Annotated in this window: 18 protein-coding genes and 3 pseudogenes; 7 read left to right on the top strand and 14 right to left on the bottom strand. The window is 58.6% G+C overall.

All coding sequences use genetic code 11. The features are described 5' to 3' along the window. Positions 1 to 93: 93 nt before the first annotated feature. The 6 genes and pseudogenes from E4K65_RS06005 to E4K65_RS05975 form a co-directional block, all read right to left on the bottom strand. Positions 94 to 477 carry a hypothetical protein gene (locus tag E4K65_RS06005; RefSeq protein ID WP_135173373.1) on the bottom strand — a complete coding sequence of 128 codons (384 nt, stop codon included), beginning with the start codon at positions 475 to 477 and terminating at the stop codon, positions 94 to 96. After that, positions 477 to 629, bottom strand: a complete 153-nt coding sequence (locus E4K65_RS49995; RefSeq protein ID WP_135173372.1) for an integrase — start codon at positions 627 to 629, stop codon at positions 477 to 479. The genes E4K65_RS06005 and E4K65_RS49995 overlap by 1 nt, the downstream gene beginning before the upstream one ends. A gap of 85 nt (positions 630 to 714) precedes the next feature. Then, a pseudogene (locus E4K65_RS05995) lies at positions 715 to 951 on the bottom strand (6-aminohexanoate hydrolase); the annotation flags it as partial. Positions 952 to 1,896: 945 nt separating this feature from the next. Beyond that, a complete protein-coding gene (locus E4K65_RS05985) occupies positions 1,897 to 3,495 on the bottom strand; it encodes a sensor histidine kinase (protein ID WP_135173371.1) in 1,599 nt (532 codons plus the stop codon). A gap of 116 nt (positions 3,496 to 3,611) precedes the next feature. Continuing rightward, the gene (locus tag E4K65_RS05980) at positions 3,612 to 5,618 is read right to left on the bottom strand and encodes a PAS domain-containing protein (RefSeq protein ID WP_135173370.1); all 2,007 of its coding nucleotides are present in this window, start codon (positions 5,616 to 5,618) and stop codon (positions 3,612 to 3,614) included. Positions 5,619 to 5,846: 228 nt separating this feature from the next. Then, a complete protein-coding gene (locus E4K65_RS05975; RefSeq protein WP_135173369.1) occupies positions 5,847 to 6,215 on the bottom strand; it encodes a response regulator in 369 nt (122 codons plus the stop codon). A gap of 318 nt (positions 6,216 to 6,533) precedes the next feature. Between E4K65_RS05975 and E4K65_RS05970 the strand changes: the two genes are divergently transcribed. From E4K65_RS05970 to E4K65_RS05960, 3 genes are all read left to right on the top strand, one after another. Next, positions 6,534 to 7,280: a sensor histidine kinase gene (locus E4K65_RS05970; protein WP_135173368.1), complete on the top strand. Its 747-nt coding sequence runs from the start codon at positions 6,534 to 6,536 to the stop codon at positions 7,278 to 7,280. A gap of 125 nt (positions 7,281 to 7,405) precedes the next feature. Further along, on the top strand, positions 7,406 to 8,047 hold the full coding sequence (locus E4K65_RS05965) for a response regulator transcription factor (RefSeq protein WP_135173367.1): 642 nt from the start codon (positions 7,406 to 7,408) through the stop codon (positions 8,045 to 8,047). 68 nt (positions 8,048 to 8,115) lie between these two features. Then, positions 8,116 to 10,089, top strand: coding sequence for a PAS domain-containing sensor histidine kinase (locus E4K65_RS05960; RefSeq protein ID WP_135173366.1), 1,974 nt, complete (start codon positions 8,116 to 8,118; stop codon positions 10,087 to 10,089). A 227-nt stretch (positions 10,090 to 10,316) separates the two neighbouring features. On the opposite strand, the pseudogene E4K65_RS05955 reads toward E4K65_RS05960, so the two are convergent. The 8 genes and pseudogenes from E4K65_RS05955 to E4K65_RS05920 all read right to left on the bottom strand — a co-directional run bounded on the left by E4K65_RS05955 (position 10,317) and on the right by E4K65_RS05920 (position 17,953). After that, positions 10,317 to 10,836: pseudogene (locus E4K65_RS05955) on the bottom strand (Dps family protein). A 90-nt stretch (positions 10,837 to 10,926) separates the two neighbouring features. After that, complete coding sequence (locus E4K65_RS05950) at positions 10,927 to 11,391, bottom strand: cupin domain-containing protein (RefSeq protein WP_135173365.1); 465 nt, start codon at positions 11,389 to 11,391, stop codon at positions 10,927 to 10,929. Between the two features lie 21 nt (positions 11,392 to 11,412). Beyond that, positions 11,413 to 11,822 (bottom strand): annotated as a pseudogene (locus E4K65_RS05945) (OsmC family protein). A gap of 36 nt (positions 11,823 to 11,858) precedes the next feature. Further along, positions 11,859 to 14,027, bottom strand: a complete 2,169-nt coding sequence (locus E4K65_RS05940; protein ID WP_135173364.1) for a xanthine dehydrogenase family protein molybdopterin-binding subunit — start codon at positions 14,025 to 14,027, stop codon at positions 11,859 to 11,861. A 2-nt stretch (positions 14,028 to 14,029) separates the two neighbouring features. Further along, positions 14,030 to 14,500: a (2Fe-2S)-binding protein gene (locus E4K65_RS05935; protein WP_135173363.1), complete on the bottom strand. Its 471-nt coding sequence runs from the start codon at positions 14,498 to 14,500 to the stop codon at positions 14,030 to 14,032. 114 nt (positions 14,501 to 14,614) lie between these two features. Further along, positions 14,615 to 15,463 carry an enoyl-CoA hydratase/isomerase family protein gene (locus E4K65_RS05930; RefSeq protein WP_135173362.1) on the bottom strand — a complete coding sequence of 283 codons (849 nt, stop codon included), beginning with the start codon at positions 15,461 to 15,463 and terminating at the stop codon, positions 14,615 to 14,617. 55 nt (positions 15,464 to 15,518) lie between these two features. Continuing rightward, positions 15,519 to 16,781 carry an epoxide hydrolase family protein gene (locus E4K65_RS05925; protein WP_135173779.1) on the bottom strand — a complete coding sequence of 421 codons (1,263 nt, stop codon included), beginning with the start codon at positions 16,779 to 16,781 and terminating at the stop codon, positions 15,519 to 15,521. 116 nt (positions 16,782 to 16,897) lie between these two features. Next, positions 16,898 to 17,953: an alpha/beta fold hydrolase gene (locus E4K65_RS05920; RefSeq protein ID WP_167770562.1), complete on the bottom strand. Its 1,056-nt coding sequence runs from the start codon at positions 17,951 to 17,953 to the stop codon at positions 16,898 to 16,900. A gap of 321 nt (positions 17,954 to 18,274) precedes the next feature. Between E4K65_RS05920 and E4K65_RS05915 the strand changes: the two genes are divergently transcribed. The 4 genes from E4K65_RS05915 (at position 18,275) to E4K65_RS05900 (ending at position 21,593) form a co-directional block, all read left to right on the top strand. Further along, positions 18,275 to 18,988 (top strand): type 1 glutamine amidotransferase domain-containing protein, encoded by a 714-nt coding sequence (locus E4K65_RS05915; protein ID WP_135173361.1) that lies wholly within the window; start codon positions 18,275 to 18,277, stop codon positions 18,986 to 18,988. Between the two features lie 147 nt (positions 18,989 to 19,135). Further along, positions 19,136 to 20,167 (top strand): DUF4331 family protein, encoded by a 1,032-nt coding sequence (locus E4K65_RS05910; RefSeq protein ID WP_135173360.1) that lies wholly within the window; start codon positions 19,136 to 19,138, stop codon positions 20,165 to 20,167. Between the two features lie 104 nt (positions 20,168 to 20,271). Next, a complete protein-coding gene (locus tag E4K65_RS05905; protein ID WP_135173359.1) occupies positions 20,272 to 20,529 on the top strand; it encodes a hypothetical protein in 258 nt (85 codons plus the stop codon). A gap of 122 nt (positions 20,530 to 20,651) precedes the next feature. Then, positions 20,652 to 21,593, top strand: a complete 942-nt coding sequence (locus tag E4K65_RS05900) for an alpha/beta fold hydrolase (RefSeq protein WP_135173777.1) — start codon at positions 20,652 to 20,654, stop codon at positions 21,591 to 21,593. Positions 21,594 to 21,703 lie beyond the last annotated feature (110 nt).

The raw sequence follows: 21,703 nt of genomic DNA, 5'->3' as shown, positions 1-21,703 counted from the left end.
AATTTCTTGGAGCAGCGCGCGACCGAATATTCCCCATCACCCTGGGGTACGCTGCGGGTCAATTACAGTTCTTGAGCTTTCGGTGCAGCCGGATCACTTCTTAGTCGTGCCCTCAGATGGCTGCTCTGCCGACCCGCCGATTTTGTTCGACACCACGTAGACGTCGACGGCGCTCATCGAGCATTCCTCGCTTGATGCTCGGCTTTTCGTGATGACCTCGATGGTCTTGCCATCCTTGGTGTGAAACGTGATGTCGTAAACCTGCTGGTAGAGGTCTTTGCCGATCTTTTCGGATGCGAGACGAACGGCCTTGGTCTGCGCCTCGATCACTGATGGGATATCAATCAGGCCGGCGTTCTTGAGGTGCGTGAGGGCCATGTTGGTGGGCCAACTCGCGCAGTCCGGAGACTTCGCCAGAGCCACCGCAGCCGGCATAGCAAATATTGCGGCCATCACCACTTTCAACGCAGCGCGCATCAACGCACCACCTTGATGGTGTGGTCGCCACTTTCCGAGATCTGCTTGCGCCTGTTGATGGGCAGGACGGCAACGTACATGCCGTCGCGGTCGCCGCGCTTGTAAAGCTTCTCGCCAGGCTTGAGCTTCTGAAGTCCCGTATCGGTCAACAAGGTATTCTCCGTTCGGGTTCGCCGCCAGATACCATCATGGTCCATGATGGTACAGAACCGACCGAAACGGAGCCCCTAAAAACGTGCCCTCGGCGACCACCATGCCGGCGAGCACGCCCGTGAACGACTTCATCACCGACATCCCGATATGCGGCTTGTGCGGCTTCAGCGCGCCGAAATAGCGCTCATAGATCAGCCTGCCCCGGTGCAGCACGGCGATGCCGTCGGTGTAGGTCTCCTCCAGCATCTTTGCGAAGGTCATGGGACGGCCGTCCGTGGTGGTCGAAGCGACCGCGCCGATGTCATGGTCTTCGCGCGGCATGCGCCTAACAAATTTATGTTCATCGGCTGACGAGACATACCGCTTGAGAAACCCAGGCGACATTTAATCCGCCACCGCGCTTAGCCGCCCCTACTCCCACTCTATCATTTCGAACGACGTTTCGCCGTTGATTTGCAAGCACAAATTTTCAGGTCTGACGGACAAATGCCGACGGTATACCCGCCGCAATTTTTTGGTCTTGTATTCACAGAAAAAATTGCTCCTCACGAATTACTGGCAATTCCGCTACCAATCGGCGTCTATCGACGGGATGGCGCCCTGTACGTGACTAAGTCTAACAATAGTCAAGCTCGAACAGAGCCTCAAATACCGTCAGAGATAACAAAGGTACCTTCGGCCTCGCCGCTGCTCCCACAAGAACTCCTGATCGGTCATGTTGCCGATACCGGTCTCCCGGTCCGGGGTGATATTCGGCGCGACGATCCTGCCGAACGACGTCTGCAGCGCCAGCCCACCTGCGAACGGCTGAGCGCCGGGGCGCGGTATGACAGGCCCCGCAATCGCTGAGCTCCGACAGATACCGTCCGCGCTCGATACGATCGAAACATTGCGTGTCCTGCGCGTGCTGTGAAAGACATCCAGGGCCCCGGACGGAGGGGCGCTGGCGGCGTCGCGGTTCCCGATTCCCAGAGCATGCCACCGGCAAGGGTACGGACATGTGCGACAGTTGCTCCAACCAAGACAAACGACGTAGCCGACGTCAGCACAAGCGCCGAGTCAGTCTTGAGGACGTCACGTAATCCATGATCGCGCTTTGGTCCTTCATCCAGCTGGGCTGGCTGTGACTCCACTGAGAAGGATGCCAAACGCTAACGCGCCGAACTGCGGCCTCTCCATTGGGCGCAGGTCTCGTCCAGCCCTTACGTTGGTGTTAGGAGACGAAGCGTCGACAGCTCGAAGCAAAATAAGCAGCCGCCCGTTCCATCAAACAGATGCAAGCGCTGTTGTCGTACTCGCGTGCAGAACCATTTGAAACACGGCGCCCTCAGGCGAGTTCGGGAAGACCAGTAAGCTTCCATCGTGGGATTCGACGATGGAACGACAGATTGAGAGGCCCATCCCCATCCCATCAGGCTTGGTCGTGAACAACGGGTTGAATATCTGATCGATTTCCTGCGACTGGATGCCTTTTCCAGTATCCGCCACCGATACAACTACGTTACCTTCTTTGCCCACCTCGGACCTCACACCCAGGACACGAAGCCCTTGCTTGCCAGCCATTGCCTCGATGGCGTTGGTGATCAGGTTCAGCAGCACTTGCTGAAGCTGAATTCGATCGCCCATGATCTGCGGTAGCCCTGCGTGCGGTTCCGTACGAACCAGTATCCGATGTTGCTGCAGATCACCGTGCACCAAAGTGAGGGTTTCTTCGATGAGGACGTTAACATCGAGCCACGTTCTAATGCGGGGATCTTTCTTGAAGTTCCCCCGAATGCCGTCCATCACCGCGCCCGCGCGACGACCATTCGCGACGATCTCTGCGAATTGCTCCTTGGCTTTATCGATTTCCGGCGAAGCGCGATCAAGCCAGCGCAAACCCGTTTCAGCTCTGGTTATGATCGTTGACAACGGCTGTTTTATCTCGTGCGCGATCGTGGCTGCCACCGCATCGCCAGTGATCAGACGCGCACCGCGTTCGCGGCTCTGGGCGCGGACGGCACCGATCAGGCGCGCGTAAACTATGGTGATTTCATACAACAGAACAATCAGAATGAGGCTGCCGGACAGCAGACTGCAAGTCCTTCCCGCATACCAGCCAAGACTGAAGCGCGCTGAAACCGGAAAACTACTTATAAGGACTTCGGTCAGAAAAACGAGCATGACGACCATCAGCCATAGATCGAGCAATGACTTCCGTCGGATCCAAAGCAACGAGATCGCAAGGGCACTCAACAATGCGATGATGGCCGCAGTATAGTACCACAGAACAGAAAAATTCATTGCATCAATCATGAAGCTTGGCAGGTGCGCTTGGAACACGACCAGAACGTATGTCGCTCCGGCTATGACAGCTGCCGAACCAACAATGCACGAAAGAATGGCCGTTGCAGCGGGGAGTTGTCTCAGCCGTTTGGCAGGCTGTGCATCCTTCAACAAGGCAAAGGCAATGACGAATATCGGGAAGCCAGCGTGCCACAACGTGTAAAGCCAAACCGTGATCTCGGACGAACTTCCGCCGAGAAGGCCATGGGGGGCAAATACGCCCGGAAACGAGAGCAGCCAGGGAATGACGACCAGCGCCGTCCAGACAAAGCCGCTGGAGATCACAAGAAGCGCACGCGAACGCACGATCGAGAACTGCGTGAACAGCAGGACCGCGGTAATCGAGTCGCTCACGAACATAGCCATGCCGAAAAGCGGCACCAAAGCGTCAATTACCGCAAGCTTGACCTGCTGCATGCCTGTTATAGATATCAGCAATGCCATCAGCACGATCAGCAGCGCCACGCTGAGGGCTAGCTGCTGCTGCGTCCTGCTGGGCGGCAGGCTCGAAAGAACCAGATCTTGCTCGCGCAAAGCCATCGATACCCTCTGGGGCCGCACCCTCGGACGTTTTCAACAAAATCTGGTCTCAATCGGCATCGGCCGAAATTGCCCGCCATCAATGAAAGCGTTTCATTGGCGAAACATCTATGCCCTCACGAAAAGCTTGCGGGCAACTCGATGATGAGTCTCGCCCCACCGAGGGTTGACTTGTTGTCGGCTCGAATAACCCCATTGTGTGCTTCAATGATTGACCGGGCGATCGGCAGGCCCAGCCCCATGCCGGTCTCCTTGGTCGTAAAGAAACTGTCGAACAGGCGCGGCAGATGCTCCGCGTCAATGCCAGGGCCGCTATCTTCGACGATGCAGCACACCGTTTGCGCATCGACTTGCTGTGTTCGAATCGCAATATTCCTGGGCGCCACATCCGACGTGGTCATGGCTTGCACCGCATTGATAAGAAGGTTCACGATGACCTGCTGCAACTGCGTGCGGTCGACCATCACCTTTGGCAGGTCGGGCGCCAAATAGAGCGAATTCGACACATTCTTCGATTGGAATTCGTGATACAATGAAGCCGCGCATTCCGTAATAATGTCAGCGAGCTCAGTCTCCGCCTGCCTGGGCGTCCCCTTGCTTGCCATCGTGCGGACACGATCGATGACATCGGCGGCACGTCGCGCGTCATTGACGATACGCTTCAGGACTTGCTGTACCTTCTCGAAATTGGATTCTGGCTGGTTCAGCCAGCGCAATGCCGTTTCACTGCTTGTCACGATCGACGCAAGCGGCTGGTTTACCTCGTGCGCGATCGATGCCGTCAACGCTCCGAGGCTGGCAACCCTGCCCACATGTGCCAGCTCCGATCGAATCGTGTCACGCGCATCTTCAGCGAGCCGGCGACGCGTAATGTCCTGAATGGCACCGAGGCATTCCAGTCGGCCGTCCTCCTGCTTCACCACGCGCGCGCACACCCACAGGTATTTGATACGACCATCCGGCATGCTCAGGCGCATTTCATAGTCGGGGTTGTCAAAACCCGCACGGACCTGCTCCAAATAGGCACCGGTCCTTCGGAGATCCTCCGGGTGGGTGCGCTCACGAAGGAGAGCAAAAGTCACCACCGTATTCGGCTCGAACTCCCAAATGCGCTTGAGTTCACCTGAAAACGCGATCTCATCCGTGGCCACATCCCATGCGAAAGTACCCGTTAGGCTTATCCGTTGCCCCTGAGTGAGATAGAATTGGCTGCGCTTGAGCACATCTTCAGACTGTGAACGCTCGATCGCGATGCTCGCAAGTTGGGCGATATGTGCGATAATTTCCTGGTGATGTGAAGACGGAATGCCGGGTCTCTGCTGATACACACAAATCGTGCCGATGACCGATTCCTCGCGCGAGCAAATTGGCGTGCTCCAAACCGCTCGCAGCCCGTGATCGAGCACATGGGCGCGGCACGGAGCCTGCATCCAACGCGGGTCAGATTCAATGTCCTCTGCGATCACTTGGGTCTTTTCGCTGATCGACTGGCCACGTGGAGAGTCATCCGAATCGACCTGCACTCCCTCGATCGGAGCGGTGTAACTGGCAGGCAGTGAGGGCGCTACGCCGAACTCGAATATTTTGCCACGACCGTCAATCGGATAGATGCCGCAGAAACAGTCGCTGGCAGCTTCCTCGAACAGCTTGCATGACGCGGTCAGAATATCGCGAAGAGGTCGTCCACACGCAATCATTTCGAGGACGTGCTTCTCGCCCGCGAGATGAACCTCCGCGCGCCGCCGGTCTTCAATGTCCGTATTCAATCCGTACCATTTAACAATATTTCCGTTGCTGTCATGCAAGGGGTTGGCGCGTAGAAGAAGCCAACGATATTCGCCGTCGGCCCGACGAAACCGCGCTTCGGCCTCGCCGCTTTTTCCTGAGGCTAAGAGCGAGCGCCAAATCGCTGCAAGACCGCTGAGATCGTCCGGATGAATTGCAGTCGTCCAGCCCCACTCCATCAACTGCTCGGAGGGCAGCCCCACGTAATCGAGATAGTGCTGATTTACGAAATCAACCGAACCATCGGCGCCGGTCGACCACACCAGGGCAGGAATCGTATCTATCGTCAGCCTGAGATCGCGCTGGCTCGCCGAGAGCGTCTGTTCAGCACCGCTCAACGATTCTCGTCCAACTGGGGTCCGGTAAGCCGGATAGCTTTAGTCTTCGTGGTCACCGTGTCGCTCGCTCGTGTTTAGAGTTCGTCTCGGCTTTTCTGAGGCCGCGTATTCCGCGAAATCGGCTCAGGTCTTGGAGCGCCATTGCATGAGATGCGAAAACTATCACAGGGTGCGCTCGCCCAATCCTAAGCCAAGGGAACTCAGCGTCCGCATTGTCACGATCTCGTTTCAGTCTTTCACCGCTCCTTCGATGCAACCAATCAGCTCATTTATTTCAAATGGCTTTCTGAGCAGGCACACGGCACCTGCGACTGCGGCCTTGGCCTCCAGGTTCGCATCTGAACGTGCCGTGATCAAAACGACGGGGGTTGTCGTTCCCTGAGCGGCAAGATGTTTCATCAGGTCCAGCCCGCTCATGCCAGGCATGTGAATGTCCGAAACAACGCAATTGACCGCGTTGCTCCCGATCAAACGAACATAGTCCTCCGCAGAAGCGTATCCGCTGGATCCATACCCGAGCGAGGACAGCGATTCCACGAGTGCTACGCGGAATGACTCGTCATCGTCGATGACTGCGATTTCGAGATGTCTTGCCACACAGCATCCATGCCCCGAATTGAATGAAGAAGCGGGGAAACGAACTGTTGCATGCACCTGCGCTGCTCAGGAACTATACAAGAGTGTTATAGCCTGCGGCGCAATGATGCAGTCACAGGCAATAGCTTAGAAATTAGCCATCGTTTTCAGGCCCGGAAGTGTCCCCTCCACTCCCCGGCTTATCGGCCCTCGATACCGTTGGGCCTGCCCCGCACATCATACGATAAGCTGATCAACGGCACCGAAACGTAGAATGGAAAGACCTCATCGACCGGCTATTCATGGAACCCGGATCGAAAGTCAACAGGTGAGGACAGCATGAGGTCGATTGAAAGCTTTACCGTCACGCCGGCTATGCAGGATCGGAGGCTGGGCGCTCCCGCCGCACAGGAATTTCAAACAACAATTGTAGGGATGATGGGACACGACCTGCGGCAATCCTTGCAGGTTATCCAAGGGACCTACTCGCTGCTGCGCTCGCGGCTGGAAGAAATGCCACAGCAGGCATGGCTGGATCGGGGAGAGCGTGCCGTCAACAAGCTGACGGAACAGCTTGATTGTCTGGTGGATGCCTTTTACCTAGCCGAGCGGACCAATGCGTTGGAGGTCTCCTTTGTCGGACTTGGGCCCCTATTCTGGCGGCTCCGGCACGAAAACGAAGATGCCGCCCTTCAGGGAGGTATCGATCTTCGGGCCGTGACAACCGATGCCCAAGTGATGAGCAATCCAGTGCTACTCGATTGCGTCCTCCAGAATTTGTTGACGAATGCCATAAGATACACGGAACCGGGAGGGCGCGTCTTGATCGGCTGCCGCCGCAAAGGAGCTGAAATCAGGATCGATGTATTCGACACAGGCATCGGGATTCCCGAAGACCAGTTGCCTCGAATCTTCGAATCGTTCACGCGCCTTGCGCCCGGTCGCAGCAATGGCTTGGGCATCGGGCTCGCTATTGTCCGTCGTGCGCTGGAGATGCTTGGCCACCGGGTCGAAGTCCGATCAATTGTGGGGAAAGGGTCGCTTTTCTCGATCTACACGCCCGCTGTCGCGGCAAGTGCAAGCTAAGACGCCGCCACAATTGAACTTTCTGCGATAGCCGGAGACCCCGGCCGCCTATACATAGGTGTGATGCCCGGTCCGTTCCCGTTCGTGCTAACACCTCCGTGAAAATACGGTGCATAGCAAACGGCATGCGGCAAGCGACCAACGAAAAGCCCCTCGTGCACGTCATCGACGACGATGCTTCCATGCGTGGCGCGCTGGAGGGTCTCTTTGACTCGGTCGGACTTCAGACCCAGACCTACGCCACGGCAAAGGATTTCCTTTCGGCAAGCCTCTCGGAGAGACCGGGCTGCATTGTGCTCGATGTCAGGCTACCCGACATGAACGGCCTGGAATTTCAAACCCGGCTGGTCCAGACCGGCATCGGAATTCCGGTGGTGATGATGACCGGATACGGGGACATTCCGATGTCCGTTCATGCGATGAAACATGGCGCCGTCGACTTCCTCCCAAAGCCGTTTCGCGATCAGGATATGCTGGATGCCGTCATGGCCGCCATCGAGCGCGACCGACAGCGACGGGTCGTCGAGAATGACGATTCATTATTGAAAGAGCGCTTCGAAACGCTTTCGCCGCGCGAACAGGAAGTAATGCTGCTCGTCACTACCGGCAAGATGAACAAGCAGGTCGCCGGCGACCTCGGGATCAGCGAAATTACGGTCAAAATTCATCGAGGTGCGGCCATGCACAAAATGGGTGCGCGAACCTATGCCGAACTGGTTCGGATGGCGGACGCGCTCAAACCGAAACTTGGAAAACTTGGCCGATAGCCTTGTCCACTCCAGTCCACTCCTGCGACAATCCGAACGGTGAACTGGCGGTGTCCAGGTGAGGGAAGATGATCATGACGACATCCGCTCCTTCGCGGAGCCCGAGGTGGCCAACCGTCCTGAATTACTCGATTGCAGTTTTTTCGGCCGCCGCGGCGGTCGCGGTGGCTTTTTCCATGGACCCCTCGTGGGGCGCTGATCATACGCTCTTGTTTCTCTCCGTAGTCGCATTTGTGGCCTTGGCAGCAGGTCCAGGTCCGGCGGCGCTCGCTTCCGTACTAAGCTTTCTTTCTGTCCAATATCCCCTTCTTTCAGGCTATCCCTCTGTTCCCCCGTCCGGCGAAGCTATTCGACTGGGACTGTTTGTCGTGGCCTCAGTGTTCGTGGTGCTGCTGTCTGCCGCCCGAAAGAGGACTTCGGCCTCGCTTCAGTTGCTGCTCGACAACCAGCAGATAATGATTCAGAAACTGCAGCAGCAAAACGACGCGCTGCGGCTCGAAAACGCCGAACGCAGCGAGGCCACGACAAGAGCGCAAGTAGCCGAACAGGAAATTCGGCAGACCGTTGACACGGTCCCGGCATTGATTGCCCGATATCGCCCCGACGGATTCATGGATTTCCGCAACAAGAACTGGCGGGAATATACCGGCCTTTCACAGGACAATTTGGGAGGCCGTCGTTGGGGAAGCGCGCTGCACCCCGACGACGAGGAGATGGTCGAGCGCGAGTGGCGAAACCATATCGCGACAGGAGAGCCGTTCGAGCTGGAACAGCGGCTACGAAAAGCGGATGGAGAATACAGGTGGCATCGGGTTCGCCGCGTACCGCTTCGCGGTGAAACGGGAGAAGTGATCAAATGGTATGCCATCGCGTTCGATATCGACGACAGAAAGCGAACTGAAGACGCGCTGCGAACAAGTGAAGCTGACCTCGCCAAGGCCAGATACGAGCTTCAACTAATAATCGATACAATACCTGTGCTCGTGCTTCGCCATCGGGCCGACGGTATCATCGACTATGTCAACGAAGTCGGGCGCACATACAGCGGACTCACAACAACGAAGTGGACCACGCGCACCAGCATCATCACTCATCCTGATGACGTTCCGCGACTCGAAGCCGCATGGGATGCCGCGCTTGTTACGGGTGAGCCGTTCGAATCGGAAGTTCGTCTTCGACGAGCCGATGGCGAATATCGCTGGTTCGTCACGCGGCGTGTGCCACTGCGCAGGAACGGAGACGTTATCGCTTGGTACGCAGCAACCTACGATATCGAAGATCGCAAGCGGACCGAGACCGAGTTAATTGAGAGCGAGCGGCGATTCCGCGAGGCCCAAATGGAACTGGCGCACGCGAGCCGCGTGGTTACCATGGGCCAGTTCACGGCCTCGATTGCCCATGAGGTTAACCAGCCGCTCGCTGCCCTGCTTACGAATGCCGAAACCGCGCTGCGATGGTTCGCCCGGCAACCGCCGGATTTGGAAAAGGCCAAGTCGTCGATTGAGCGCGTCATCGACGACGGGAAGCGGGCCGCTGATATCGTCAATCGAATTCGGGATTTCTCCAGGAAGGCGCCGATGCGAAAGGAACGCTTGGAAGTCAACGGGGCGATTCTGGAGGTTTTGGGATTGACCCGTGTTGCGATGTCAGATCATGGCGTCTCGGCGAAAACGCAACTGTCGGCGGGTCTACCATACGTTTTGGGAGACAGAGTTCAATTGCAACAGGTAATCCTGAACCTGATCATGAACGCGATTGAAGCGATGAGTGAGGTCAGCGGCGGATTACGTGAGCTACGGATCTGCACGAGTGAAGCCGATTCGGGCAGCGTGCTCGTCGCTATAAGCGATTCGGGTCCGGGACTGCCGCCGACAGGCCTCGCGCGCATTTTCGAGGCTTTCCATACCACGAAGGCGAGTGGCCTCGGAATAGGGTTGTCGATCTGTCGCTCGATCGTCGACGCGCATGGCGGGCGACTATGGGCAACGCCAAACCAACCTCACGGCGCAATCTTCTGCATGATGCTACCGATCGGGGAATAATGGCTTGAGAAGCTCGGCGAACAACTATCCCGCTTAGCCATTCTCCTGCATTCTTGGAAGTCAGTAAATTCGCCCCCTCGGTTGGATCGAAGTTGATTGGTTAGTGGCTGCAAACGCACGGCCCAAAGGTCGAGCTCCACGGTTTTCCATCCCGGCCCGCCGACGCGGACAATAGCGAAGTCAAATCCGTATTGCACAATTCCGTAGGCTGCGGTCATCGCATTTTTTCAACCGATCCCTTGCCGTGTTGCCTCATACAGGAACCAGGTGCGCCGCTCCGCTTCGTCGATCCAGTTTTCCAAGAGACTCGCGCTCGCCAGATCGCCGTACTCATCGCAAGCCGTGTGTTTCGCGCATCGCTGCGGTGATCTGTCTGTTGTCGTCCCTGAGTTCCGCGAGCATGTCCATCGGAGTAACGAATTCGGCGTCGTTGTCCAGGACACGTTGCAATCGGCCGATATGCCCGATTGAACGCAAGGTTATGCCTCCGATCTTTCGAACGCGTTCGGCGATGGCGTCGGTCATGGCAAAGATTTGGTCACCCTGCTCGTCCAGCATAAGGTGATAGTCGCGAAAGTGCGGACCAGACACGTGCCAATGAAAATTCTTGGTCTTGAGATACAACCCGAACACATCGGAAAGCAGGATGTTCAAAGCACCTGAAATATCTCGGATAGCATCCGGCGTCAGATCCGTAGGGGTCTGCGGCGAAACAGTCTTCAGCACCTTGGCGTCTCGAACACTCATCAACGTTCTCCATTCAATCGATATTTCCTGACGACGTTAGGATCAGAATCAATTCCAAGACCCGCCCCTTGCGGTCCAGAAATCCCGCCTTCACCCATGGCCCGGCAGGTGGCCAGCCAAGACCGGCTCATCCGTCTGATGACGTGGATCGTCTTCCGCGTCGTGATATTCGAGGCCCAACGGACCGATCGCCGTCACCTGCGTGACGTATTCGCCGGACTTCGCCCAGTGAAAATGCCAGGTCTCACCAGGCAGAACAATGACGCTTCCAGGCGGATAGGCGTTCACCTTACCGCCATCAAACGTCTCGCCTAGCCCAATGTAGAAGACGCCTGACATGACCGTGTAGATCCGGTCCTCGGGATGCTTGTGCGGCATCAGTTTCGTGCCATTAGGTACCTTGACCCTGACCACATAAAGACCGGCTTCGGCCGGGTGGCCAACCATTACCGCGAGGTGTGTTCCGGTCGGAAACGCCGGAAACGGCTTCCATTCGACGTCTTCCGGCAGGATAGCTCTGAAATCGGCTTGATCAGGTTGATGTTTCGTGGTCATGCCGGCACTCCTTTCCAGGCTTTACTGCGCGTCCAGCGTGATTGTTGCATTGAGAACCTTCGACACCAGACAATTCTTCTCGGCCTCGCCGCGATGCGGGCAAACTCCGCCTCGTCGAGACTGGGCACATTTCCACGCATGGTGAGAGCCGACTTGCTGATCTTGAATCCCTTGCCTTCGGGTTCGAGTGTTACGGCGGCTTCTGTCGACAGCTCGGTCGGCTTGAAGCCCGCGAGTTGCAGTCCGAAGGCCATCGCCATGGTGAAGCAGCCGGCATGTGCTGCTGCGATCAGCTCCTCGGGGTTGGTGCCCTTCTCGTTTTCGAAGCGCGTCTTGAACGAATACGGCTCTCAGCGAGCACGCCGGACTCGCTGGAAAGCTGGCCGTTCCCGTCGCCGCCAGTCCCAAACTGCCTCTACCTTGCGGATCATGTCACTTCTCCGTGTTGAGCTGAAATTTGTTTCTGCTCACGCCTTGAGCGCATTGCTATCGATCGGCATCTTGCGCAGGCGCTTTCCCGTGGCGGCAAAGACCGCATTGCAGATCGCTGGAACGATGCCCGATGTGCCGGCCTCGCCCATTCCGCCGGGCGGTTCGGTGCTTTTGACGAGGTGAACCTCGATGGCCGGCGCTTCGTTGATGCGAAGCATCTGGTACGTGTCGAAGTTCGCCTGCTCGATGCGGCCATTCTTCAGCGTGATCTCGCCGTACAATGCTGCAGTCACGCCAAACATGACGCCGCTCTGAATCTGCGCCTCAACAGTGTCGGGATTGATCACGGTGCCGCAATCCATCACGCAGACCACGCGATGGACTCGAACGGAACCGTCCTTTGCCACTTCCACCTCGGCCACTTGGGCGAGGTAGCTCCCGAACACATATTGCAGGGCAATGCCACGACCGCGCCCCTTCGGCAGTGGCGAACTCCAGCTGGCCTTTTCCGCGGCCAGATCGAGCACGGCCTTCGCTCGCGGATTGTGGTCGAGCAGCGCACGACGGTAGGCCACCTCGTCCTGACCTGCAGCCGCCGCCAGCTCATCAATGAAGCTTTCAGTGACAAAGACATTGTGCGAGGGACCGACGCTGCGCCAGAACGCCGTCGGGATGCCTGGCGGTTCAATGCGAACGTATTCGACGTGAAAGTTTGGCAGCGCATAAACCAGATCGATAGCACCTTCCGTGGTGTCGGGATCGAGGCCATCCTTGAAAGCTGACGGCAGCCAGCGCGCGATCACCGATGACCCGGCGAAGCGATTGATCCAGGCAACCGGCTTGCCGCTCTTGTCGAGGCCCGCCGCGATGCGGTCAACCCAATAGGGCCGGTACATATCGTGCTGGATGTCCTCCTCGCGCGTCCACACCACCTTGACGGGACCATCGACCTGCTTGGCGACCTCGACGGCACGCACAGCGCCGTCGGCCTCAAGACGCCGACCGAAGCCGCCGCCGATGAGGTGATTGTGAACGGTCACTTTCTCGACCGGCAGGCCGGCCGCCTTCGCCGCCATTGCCTGAACACGCGCGATTGCCTGGGTCCCGACCCAGAGCTCGCATTCAGTGCCTCGGAAATGCACGGTGCAGTTCATCGGCTCCATCGTTGCGTGCGCCAGGAACGGCAGGTGATAGCTCGCCTCGACCCTCATCGCGGCGTTCGCCATGGCCTTGTCGGCGTCACCGATGTTCTGAGCGACCGGGCCTGATTTCCGCGTCGCCTGCTCGAGCTCGCGAGCGATGTCCTGCGTGCCCAGCCCGGCATGAGCGCCTTCGTCCCATTCGACCTTGAGCGCCTCCAAGCCCTTTTTCGCGGCACCCATATGATCGGCCACGACGGCGACGGCATCGTCGAGACGAACGATCTGGCGGACACCTCTGACCGCCTTGGCCGCGGTATCATCTACGCTCTTCAGCCGGCCGCCGAAAACCGGCGATTGCGCCAACGTCGCGATCTTCACGCCCGGCGGACGAGCATCTATGCCATAGACGGCGGCACCGTTGACCTTACCGGAAGCATCGAGCCGCTTCGCCGGGGTCCCGATCAGCTTGAATTCTTCTGCCGGCTTCAGGGCCACGTCCTTCGGAACAGGCATCCGGGCGGCCTCGGCGGCAAGCTCGCCATACCTCAGGCGGCGCCCGCTCGGCGCGTGGACGACCTCGCCGGCGTCGGCATGGCAGGAACCGGCATCGACGCCCCAGCGGCTCGCGGCGGCCGCGATCAGCATGATCCGCGCAGCCGCCGCCGTTTCGCGGAGCGGCTTCCAGGCGCCGCGAATGGCATTCGAATTACCGGTCGCCTGCACGCCCAGCAGCGGATTGGCGTACAGTTTTTCATTCGGCGGAGCATGTTCGATCCGAACCTGCTTAAGGCCGACTTCAAGCTCTTCCGCGATCAGCATCGGGATCGAGGTATAGGTACCCTGCCCCATCTCGACATAGGGCATCGTGAGCACGATCTGCCCGTCGGTGCCGATACGGATGAAGGCGTTCGGCACGAAGCTGTCGTTACCGACGGCCTTGCCTTGGCCGAATGGCAAACTCAAGCTCAGAACCAGACCGCTCCCGGCCACGGCGCTGTTGATTAGGAAATTGCGACGAGAAAGGTCGGCGTACGCGCCTGGCGAACTGCGATCGAAAGTCATCTTCAGCCCTCCTTCGTCTGCGATTGCGCTGCCAGCTTAATCGCCTCGCGGATGCGGACATAAGTGCCGCAGCGGCAGATATTGCCGCTCATCGCGTCGTCGATGTCCGAATCGGTCGGATGAGGTTTGTCTCTCAGCAGCGCCGAGGCCGACATGATCTGGCCGGACTGGCAGTATCCGCACTGCGCGACCTCATGGTCGAGCCAGGCTTTCTGGATCTTCGCGCCGATTGCTGTGGCACCTATCGCCTCAATCGTCGTGATCCTGGAGTTCCCGACGCTGTCGATCGTCGTGATGCAGGAACGGATCGCGGAACCGTCGAGTTGCACGGTGCAGGCGCCACACAGCGCCATCCCACATCCGAACTTCGTGCCGGTCATCCCCAGCACGTCGCGCAGAACCCACAGCAGTGGCGTGTCCCCATCGACGTCGACGCTGCGCGGGGTTCCGTTAATATCGATCGTAAAGCCCATATTACAGCTCCTTGTGTTCACGGACAGGACGACTGACGGCCGCCCCCGGTCGCCTACTTCAGGGTGGCCGCTCCGACATCGACGTCGCGTTCGTCGCATGCCGCAGCGATCCTCTCAGCCCCCGAGTTGCCCGACATGGAAACCCAGTCGATTTTCGACGTCGCCGGCGCGGTGGAAGCCCCGCGCCATCAGCGCCTTGATCCTCTTCTGGCTTGCAGGGCGGCCCAGGGAGGCCAAGAACGCGTCCCACTCAGGCCGAATTTCCAGATCCGCCGGCAAGCTCGCAACGTCGACGAGACGCTTGGTCTCAGCGATGGCTTCCTTGTCGAACGACGCAACGCGCATCGCGAACGCTTCGACGAACCCGTCGAGTTCGGCGTCCGGCAGCGACCGGTTGACGTAGCCGTATCGTTCGGCGAGGTCGCCGGGAATATCATCGGCGCCGAGCAAGACTTCGAGCGCGCGCCCTCGCCCCATCAGACGCGGTAATCGCGCCATCGGCCCGCCGCCAGGTACCAGGCCGGCCCCGACCTCCCATTGCGACAGGATCGCCTTCTCGCGACTCGCGAAGCGCATGTCGCTCGCCAACGCAAGCTCACTGCCGACCCCGGTCGCGCGGCCTCGGATCGAGGAAATGGATACGACCGGCGCACGGCTGAGACGCACCAGCATGTCGGGAAGCGCCTGCAGCCCCGTAGGTCCCGGCGGGATGCTTAGCGATTCTTCGAGCGGCGCGAGAAAGTCGTAGTGCGTGATGAAGAATCCATCGACGGCACTGTCGAATACGACAACCTTCACCTCTGGATCGGTCTCGATCGTGGTGATGACGTCGTTAAGTAGAGGAAGATGCTTCGGGCCGAAGATGTTTACCGGCGGCATGTCGAAAGTGACACGCCAGTATGACGGCAGACGGCGCTCCAGTCGGATTTGCTCAGTGGCAAACGTTTGTTCGGGTCGGTTCATGATATGCACTCCTGTTTGGAGGAAGGACACGCGCTTACGCACGAGTCGGTTCGATTCAGATCGGTTGACGCAGCTGCCTGAAGGCCGTACGCATCTCGGCGCAGAAGAGTTCAGGCTGTTCCCAGGCTGCGAAGTGCCCGCCCTTGTCGAGCTTGTTGTAATGTATGAGTTTGGGATACGCCCGCTCTGCCCAGCTTCGCGGGGCCGCATAGATTTCGTCAGGGAACGCGCTCACGGCGACTGGGATCGTGACGCCCCTGACGTCGAAGAAGCCTCCTGCCGTCGACATCTGCGTGGTGTCCCAGTAGAGACGCGCCGAGGAGATCGCAGTGTTCGTGAGCCAGTAAAGCGTGACGTTATCGAGGACGTCGTCCCGGGTCAGCCCCTCAGTCATTCCATCGAAGACGCGAGAGATCATACCGTAACTGCGGATGTCGTGATCCAGCATCCAGGCCGCGAGGCCGACGGGCGAATCCGCGATTCCGTAAAGCGTCTGTGGCCGGTTCGACATTTCCTGGGCGTAGGCCAGGCCGTGCCTGTAGAAGTCATCGAGCTGGTCCCACGCATGTTTTTCATCAGCCGATAGGCCGACGGGTTGCGGGCCCCCGGCCGAAAGCGCTTTTGAAACGTCAATTGGGACCGTGGCCGCCATATTGGTGTGAATGCCGAGCAATCCCGGCGGCTGTTGCAGCGCCATCACCTCCGAGACGGCATTCCCCCAGTCCCCGCCCTGCGCGACGTAACGCGTGTAGCCCAGGCGTCGCATCAACGTCGCCCACGCACGCGCGATGCTCACGGGAGTCCACCCCGGTGCCGTCGGCTTGCCGGAAAAGCCGTGACCCGGCAGCGAGGGAATCACCAGATGAAACGCATCCGATGCGCTTCCGCCGTACGCGGTGGGATTGGTCAAGGGATCGATAACCTTCATCTGCTCGATGATCGAGCCGGGCCACCCGTGGGTCACGATCATCGGCAGCGCAGTGCCATGTTTCGAACGAACGTGAATGAAATGAATGTCGAGCCCGTCGATTTCGGTGATGAACTGCGGCAAGGCCTTGAGCCGCGCTTCCACCTTCCGCCAGTCGTAATCGGTCCGCCAGTACTCCGCGAGTTGCTGAATTGTCCTCAGCTGCACGCCCTGGGACGGATCGGCGACCGTTTCGCGCTCCGGCCAGCGGGTCATCATCACGCGTTCGCGCAGCTTGACCAGCCCTTTCTCGGGGAAGTCGATATGGAACGGACGAATGGCGCCACTCTCGGCTGCCGGAGCCAGACGTGTAGAGAACAGGCTGGTGGCACTTGCAGACGCAATCCCCATTGCGGCCGTGCCGAGGAACTGACGACGATCCTGGTAAGACTCGAAATCAGCCGTCCGTTGGATTGGCGGATCAGGAAGATGTATCATGTCACGTGCTCCTGGTGCAGATAGAGGGATCAGCTCTTGCTGACGTCGATGACGGCCCGGGCAAAGGCGGCTGGCGCCTCCTGCGGCAGATTGTGACCGATGCCACCCTTCACGAGGCGATGCAGATATTTGCCGGTGAACTTCTTGGCGTAAGCGGCGGGGTCCGGATGCGGCGCACCGTTCTCGTCGCCTTCGAGGGTGATGGTCCGCACGCCGACCTGCGGCGCGGCGGCCAGTTTCGCTTCAAGCTCGTCCAGGCTCGGATCGCCTTGGGCCAATCCGAGGCGCCACCGATAGTTATGGATCACGATATCGACGTGGTCCGAATTGTCGAAAGATGCCGCACTACGAGCGAACGTCGCGTCGTCAAACTGCCATTTCGGTGACGCAAGCTTCCAGATCAATTCAGCGAACTCTCGCCGGTATTTGGAATAGCCCTCGCGGCCTCGTTCCGTAGCAAAATAGTACTGGTACCACCACTGAAGCTCGGCCTTCGGTGACAACGGCATCTTCCCTGCTTCCTGGCTTCCAATGAGGTAACCGCTCACGGACACGAGGCCCTCGACGCGATGCGGCCAAAGTGCGGCAACGATAACCGCGGTGCGGGCCCCCCAATCGAAGCCGGCGACGGTCGCCTTCTTGATGCTGAGTGCATCCATCAGCGCAATCGTGTCGACGGCTAGGGCCGAGGGCTGACCCGTCCTCGGCGTTTCCTTCGACAGGAAGCTGGTCGAGCCATAACCCCGCGCATAGGGAACAATGACGTGAAAACCCGCTGACACCAGCAGCGGCGTCACCTCAGCGAAGCTGTGGATGTCATAGGGCCAGCTATGCAACAGAATGACCGCCGGCCCATCGAGGGGACCCGCCTCAACATATCCGACATCGAGCACGCCAGCGTCGATCTGCTTCAGGGACGTGAACGAGCCTGTTCCCTCGGATTGGGCTAGCTGGATCGGTCCGTCGAGGACCAGCCCCGCACTAGCAACGGGAACTGGCATCAGTTGCGTGGTGGCCAGCGCACCGGCGGCAACGCTTAGAAATCGCCGCCGGCCGAAGATGTTCTGCCGGTTGTTTCCTATCATGTGCGTCACCTTGATCTCGTCATTTGGCCTGCTCGTCGCGCGGCACTGGCGTCACTTATGAGCGCCAGTAGGGTCATCATTCCCGACTGAGCTAGTTCGAGCCATTCAACGTTGGGAAAATTCCGCTCATATCAACGTATGAGTGATTGGCGCTCAGCGTATGAGTGAATTCCCCGCTGTCGATCCGCTAAATAACAGCGTCACTCGTTCTCGCGAGTTTCCGAGATCAGGTCGGCAATAGCCTGCGAAACGACGAGATGCTTCGGAGCATACTTCGGTGCCAAGCGCTTCAATCAATAACGGCAAACCAAGGAGACAGTAATGAAAGTGCTGATGGTAATCACATCACACGACCAATTGGGCAACACCGGACGAAAGACGGGCTTCTGGCTCGAAGAGCTCGCAGCCCCCTATTACGTCTTCAAGGATGCCGGCGTCGACATTACGCTTGCGTCGCCAAAGGGAGGACGACCGCCGCTTGACCCCAAGAGCAACGAACCAGAATTCCGCACCGAGCTTACGCTCCGGTTCGAACAGGACGAGGATGCGGAAGCTGATCTCGACAAGACCGTCCGCCTTGAGAGCGTTAGGCAAGAAGACTTTGACACCGTCTTTTATCCTGGCGGCCACGGGCCGATGTGGGATCTCGCTAAAGACAAGCACTCCATCAGACTAATCGAATCGTTTATTGCGGCCGACAAGACGATCGCCGTTGTCTGCCATTCCACGGGCGCACTGCGTCATGTCAGGACGCCGGACGGCAAGCTGCTGGTACAAGGCAAGGAAGTCACCGGCTTCACAAACGGGGAGGAAGAAGAGGTCGGCCTCACCAAGGTCGTGCCTTTTCTCGTCGAGGATGAGATGCTGAAACTGGGAGCTATCTTCTCGAAGAAGGCCGACTGGGAGCCCCATGTCGTCAGCGATGGTCTGCTCGTTACCGGACAGAACCCGCATTCGTCGGGTCCAGCTGCGAACACGCTGCTGGCAGTGATGAAGCAAAAGACCAAACCCGCCTCCGCCGCCCGGGTCTCCTAGATTTATAAAAGTACCGGTCGCAGTAACGGGTTGCCTGGGAGGGTCACGCTTGATCGACGCTTCACCACGACACCCGCACTCGATAACTCCACTTGGAGGGGCTCGGATTGCCCGCGGCTCCATCGGAGAGTCTAAGAGGTATTCTTCATGTCCCATCATTATTCCGGACCCAATGTCGGGTTCCCTCATGGGGACGCGCGCTTGGACTTGACCGACCTGTACGCATTTCCCTCGCCTGCGGATGCGAGCAGATTGGTACTGATCATGAACGTCCATCCCTCCTACAGCCTGCTTTCGCAGGAGCCGACCACGCCCGAGCCTTTCGCCGCTGATGCGATGTATGAATTCAAGATCGACACCAACGCGGATGCGGTCGCGGACATTGCGTACCGCGTATGTTTCTCGGCGTTTGCAAACAGAAAGCAAACCGCGGTGTTGCGCCGCGTCGAGGGCATCCAGGCGGCCGAGACCAGCGACGAGGGGCAGCTCATTGAAGAGTGGCCGGTTTCGATGGATAAAGAGGCGCTCGTGGTGGAAGGCCCAGACCATCGTTTCTTTGCCGGATGGCGAAGCGATCCGTTTTTTTTTGATCCAACCGGCGCGATCAACGGCTTTCACTTCAGCGGCCGGGACAACTTTATCGACAAAGACGTATGCAGCATCGTCCTCGAGTTGCCGCGCTCGGCTCTCGGCGCCAAACCGTTCGGTGTCTGGGCACGGACGGTTGATCGCACCAACGGCAAGTGGATTCAGGCCGACCGTGGTGCCAAGCCGTCGCAGTCGATCTTCCTGACCGGCGAGGCCGGCGCCGACTATCAGGCGTCGGAGCCTTCCGGGGACAGTCGCTTCATTCCAATTTTTGCGCATTCGCTGGAGCACACGGGGGAGTACGCTTCGGTGGATGCGATGCGCGTGGCAGCAACGCTGCTGCCAGACATCCTGCATTTCGATCCCGCGCTTCCGGCCTCGTATCCGGGCAACGGCCGAGCGCTTACCGACGATGTCCTCGATCACTTCCTTTCTCTCCTGACCAACGGAAGAGTGAAATCTGACGGTGTGGGCCCGCATCGGGATTTGCTTGCCGGATTTCCGTATTTGGGCCCGCCGCACGCGGCAGCCGCCGAACGATTCACGGCGTACGAAGCACTGCAGGGAGGCTCAAGTGCACGCAAAGACTAACGAGGCGGAAATCCGTCTGACCTGTTCGTCACCGAGCTATTGGTGGGTCACGTTCGATAATCCTCCACTGAACGTTATGGGCCCCTCGCGAATTTAGAGAGATCATGACCACCGTTGAGGCGGACAAGGACGTTGGGGTGTTCGAAAGTGCCATTGACGGATTTTTACTCAATCACAGTGATTTCAACGCCCACTTCAAGGAACTGACCGGGATGCCTCAAGGGATCGAACGGCCGATCTTTCTCCACTCGTGCAGCCTAGGCAGGAGCTCTTCCCTAGATGGGCTGTCCGGGGACGGTTTTGTTCAATGGGCGGCGGACCGCCACTCACCAGCGAGGGTCAGTTGGCCGCGGGCGCGTTAGCGGCGGCAGATGTCGCCCCTTGAAGCCGCGCTGCGGGAAGCCGTTGCGCCTGAGCTCGCAGCAGCATCGTGAAATGCGGAGTGAACCCGCGGTCACTCGCACATACCAAAATGGCTGATCCCATGAATACTCCCGGTGTGCTTGCCCTCTCAGTCGCACTTGCCTGCATGAGCAGCAACGGATCGACGCAAGATCTGACATCGACCCGACGTTCGATTTCTTATCACACGGTCGAAATCGACGGCCTCAACATCTTCTATCGGGAGGCCGGAGCGGCTGACGCACCGACCGTGTTCCTGCTGCACGGTTTCCCGTCCTCATCGAGGATGTGGGAACCGCTGTTGCCCCTTCTCGCCGACAAGTATCATCTCATCGCTCCTGATTATCCCGGCTTCGGCAACAGCAGCGCGCCCTCTCCGTCGAGCTTTGAATATACCTTCGACAATCTCGCGCGCGTGATGGGCCAACTCGGAACGCGGCTTGGGATCACAAACTATGTGCTGTTCATGCAGGACTACGGGGGGCCAGTTGGCTTTCGCATGGCGGTTGCCCACCCGGAGCGCGTCCGCGGAATCATCATCCAGAACGCGGTTGCTCACGAACAGGGCCTGAGTCGGCTCTGGGAGGCGCGCAGGAAGTACTGGGCGGATCCAGTCCACGAGCTTGAGAATCTCAAGGCCAACTTCACGTCCTTCGCAGCGACGCGCCAGCGTCATATCGGATCAAGTCCCCATCCCGATCGTTACGATCCGGATACATGGACGGACGAGTACGCTTTTCTGACCCGTCCTGGCCAAGCCGACATTCAAACTACGCTGTTTCTCGATTACCGGACCAATGTTGCCTCCTATCCGCGCTGGCAGAAATGGCTTCGCGAAGTACAGCCGCCGACGCTCGTAGTTTGGGGGAAATATGACCTCTCCTTCACCGTTGCTGGTGCGACTGCTTATGCCGGCGATGTGCCGCAAGCGGAGATCCATTTCCTAGAAGCAGGACATTTCGCACTAGATGAAGCGACTGACCAGATTGCGTCTCTGGTCCGCAACTTTCTTGAACGTCTGTAGCTTCACAAGCAATCATTGGTGAGCTTTATGATGCCGGAGACGAGTGAGGTCCGGCAGACTTACCTCGCGTCAATCACCCGACTTTCATCGTGTGATTTCGCTCCGGCAGA

Source organism: Bradyrhizobium niftali (genome assembly GCF_004571025.1).
GTDB lineage: Bacteria > Pseudomonadota > Alphaproteobacteria > Rhizobiales > Xanthobacteraceae > Bradyrhizobium > Bradyrhizobium niftali.
Note: the sequence above shows the minus strand (reverse complement) of the source record. Positions and strands in the feature narration are given on the sequence as shown.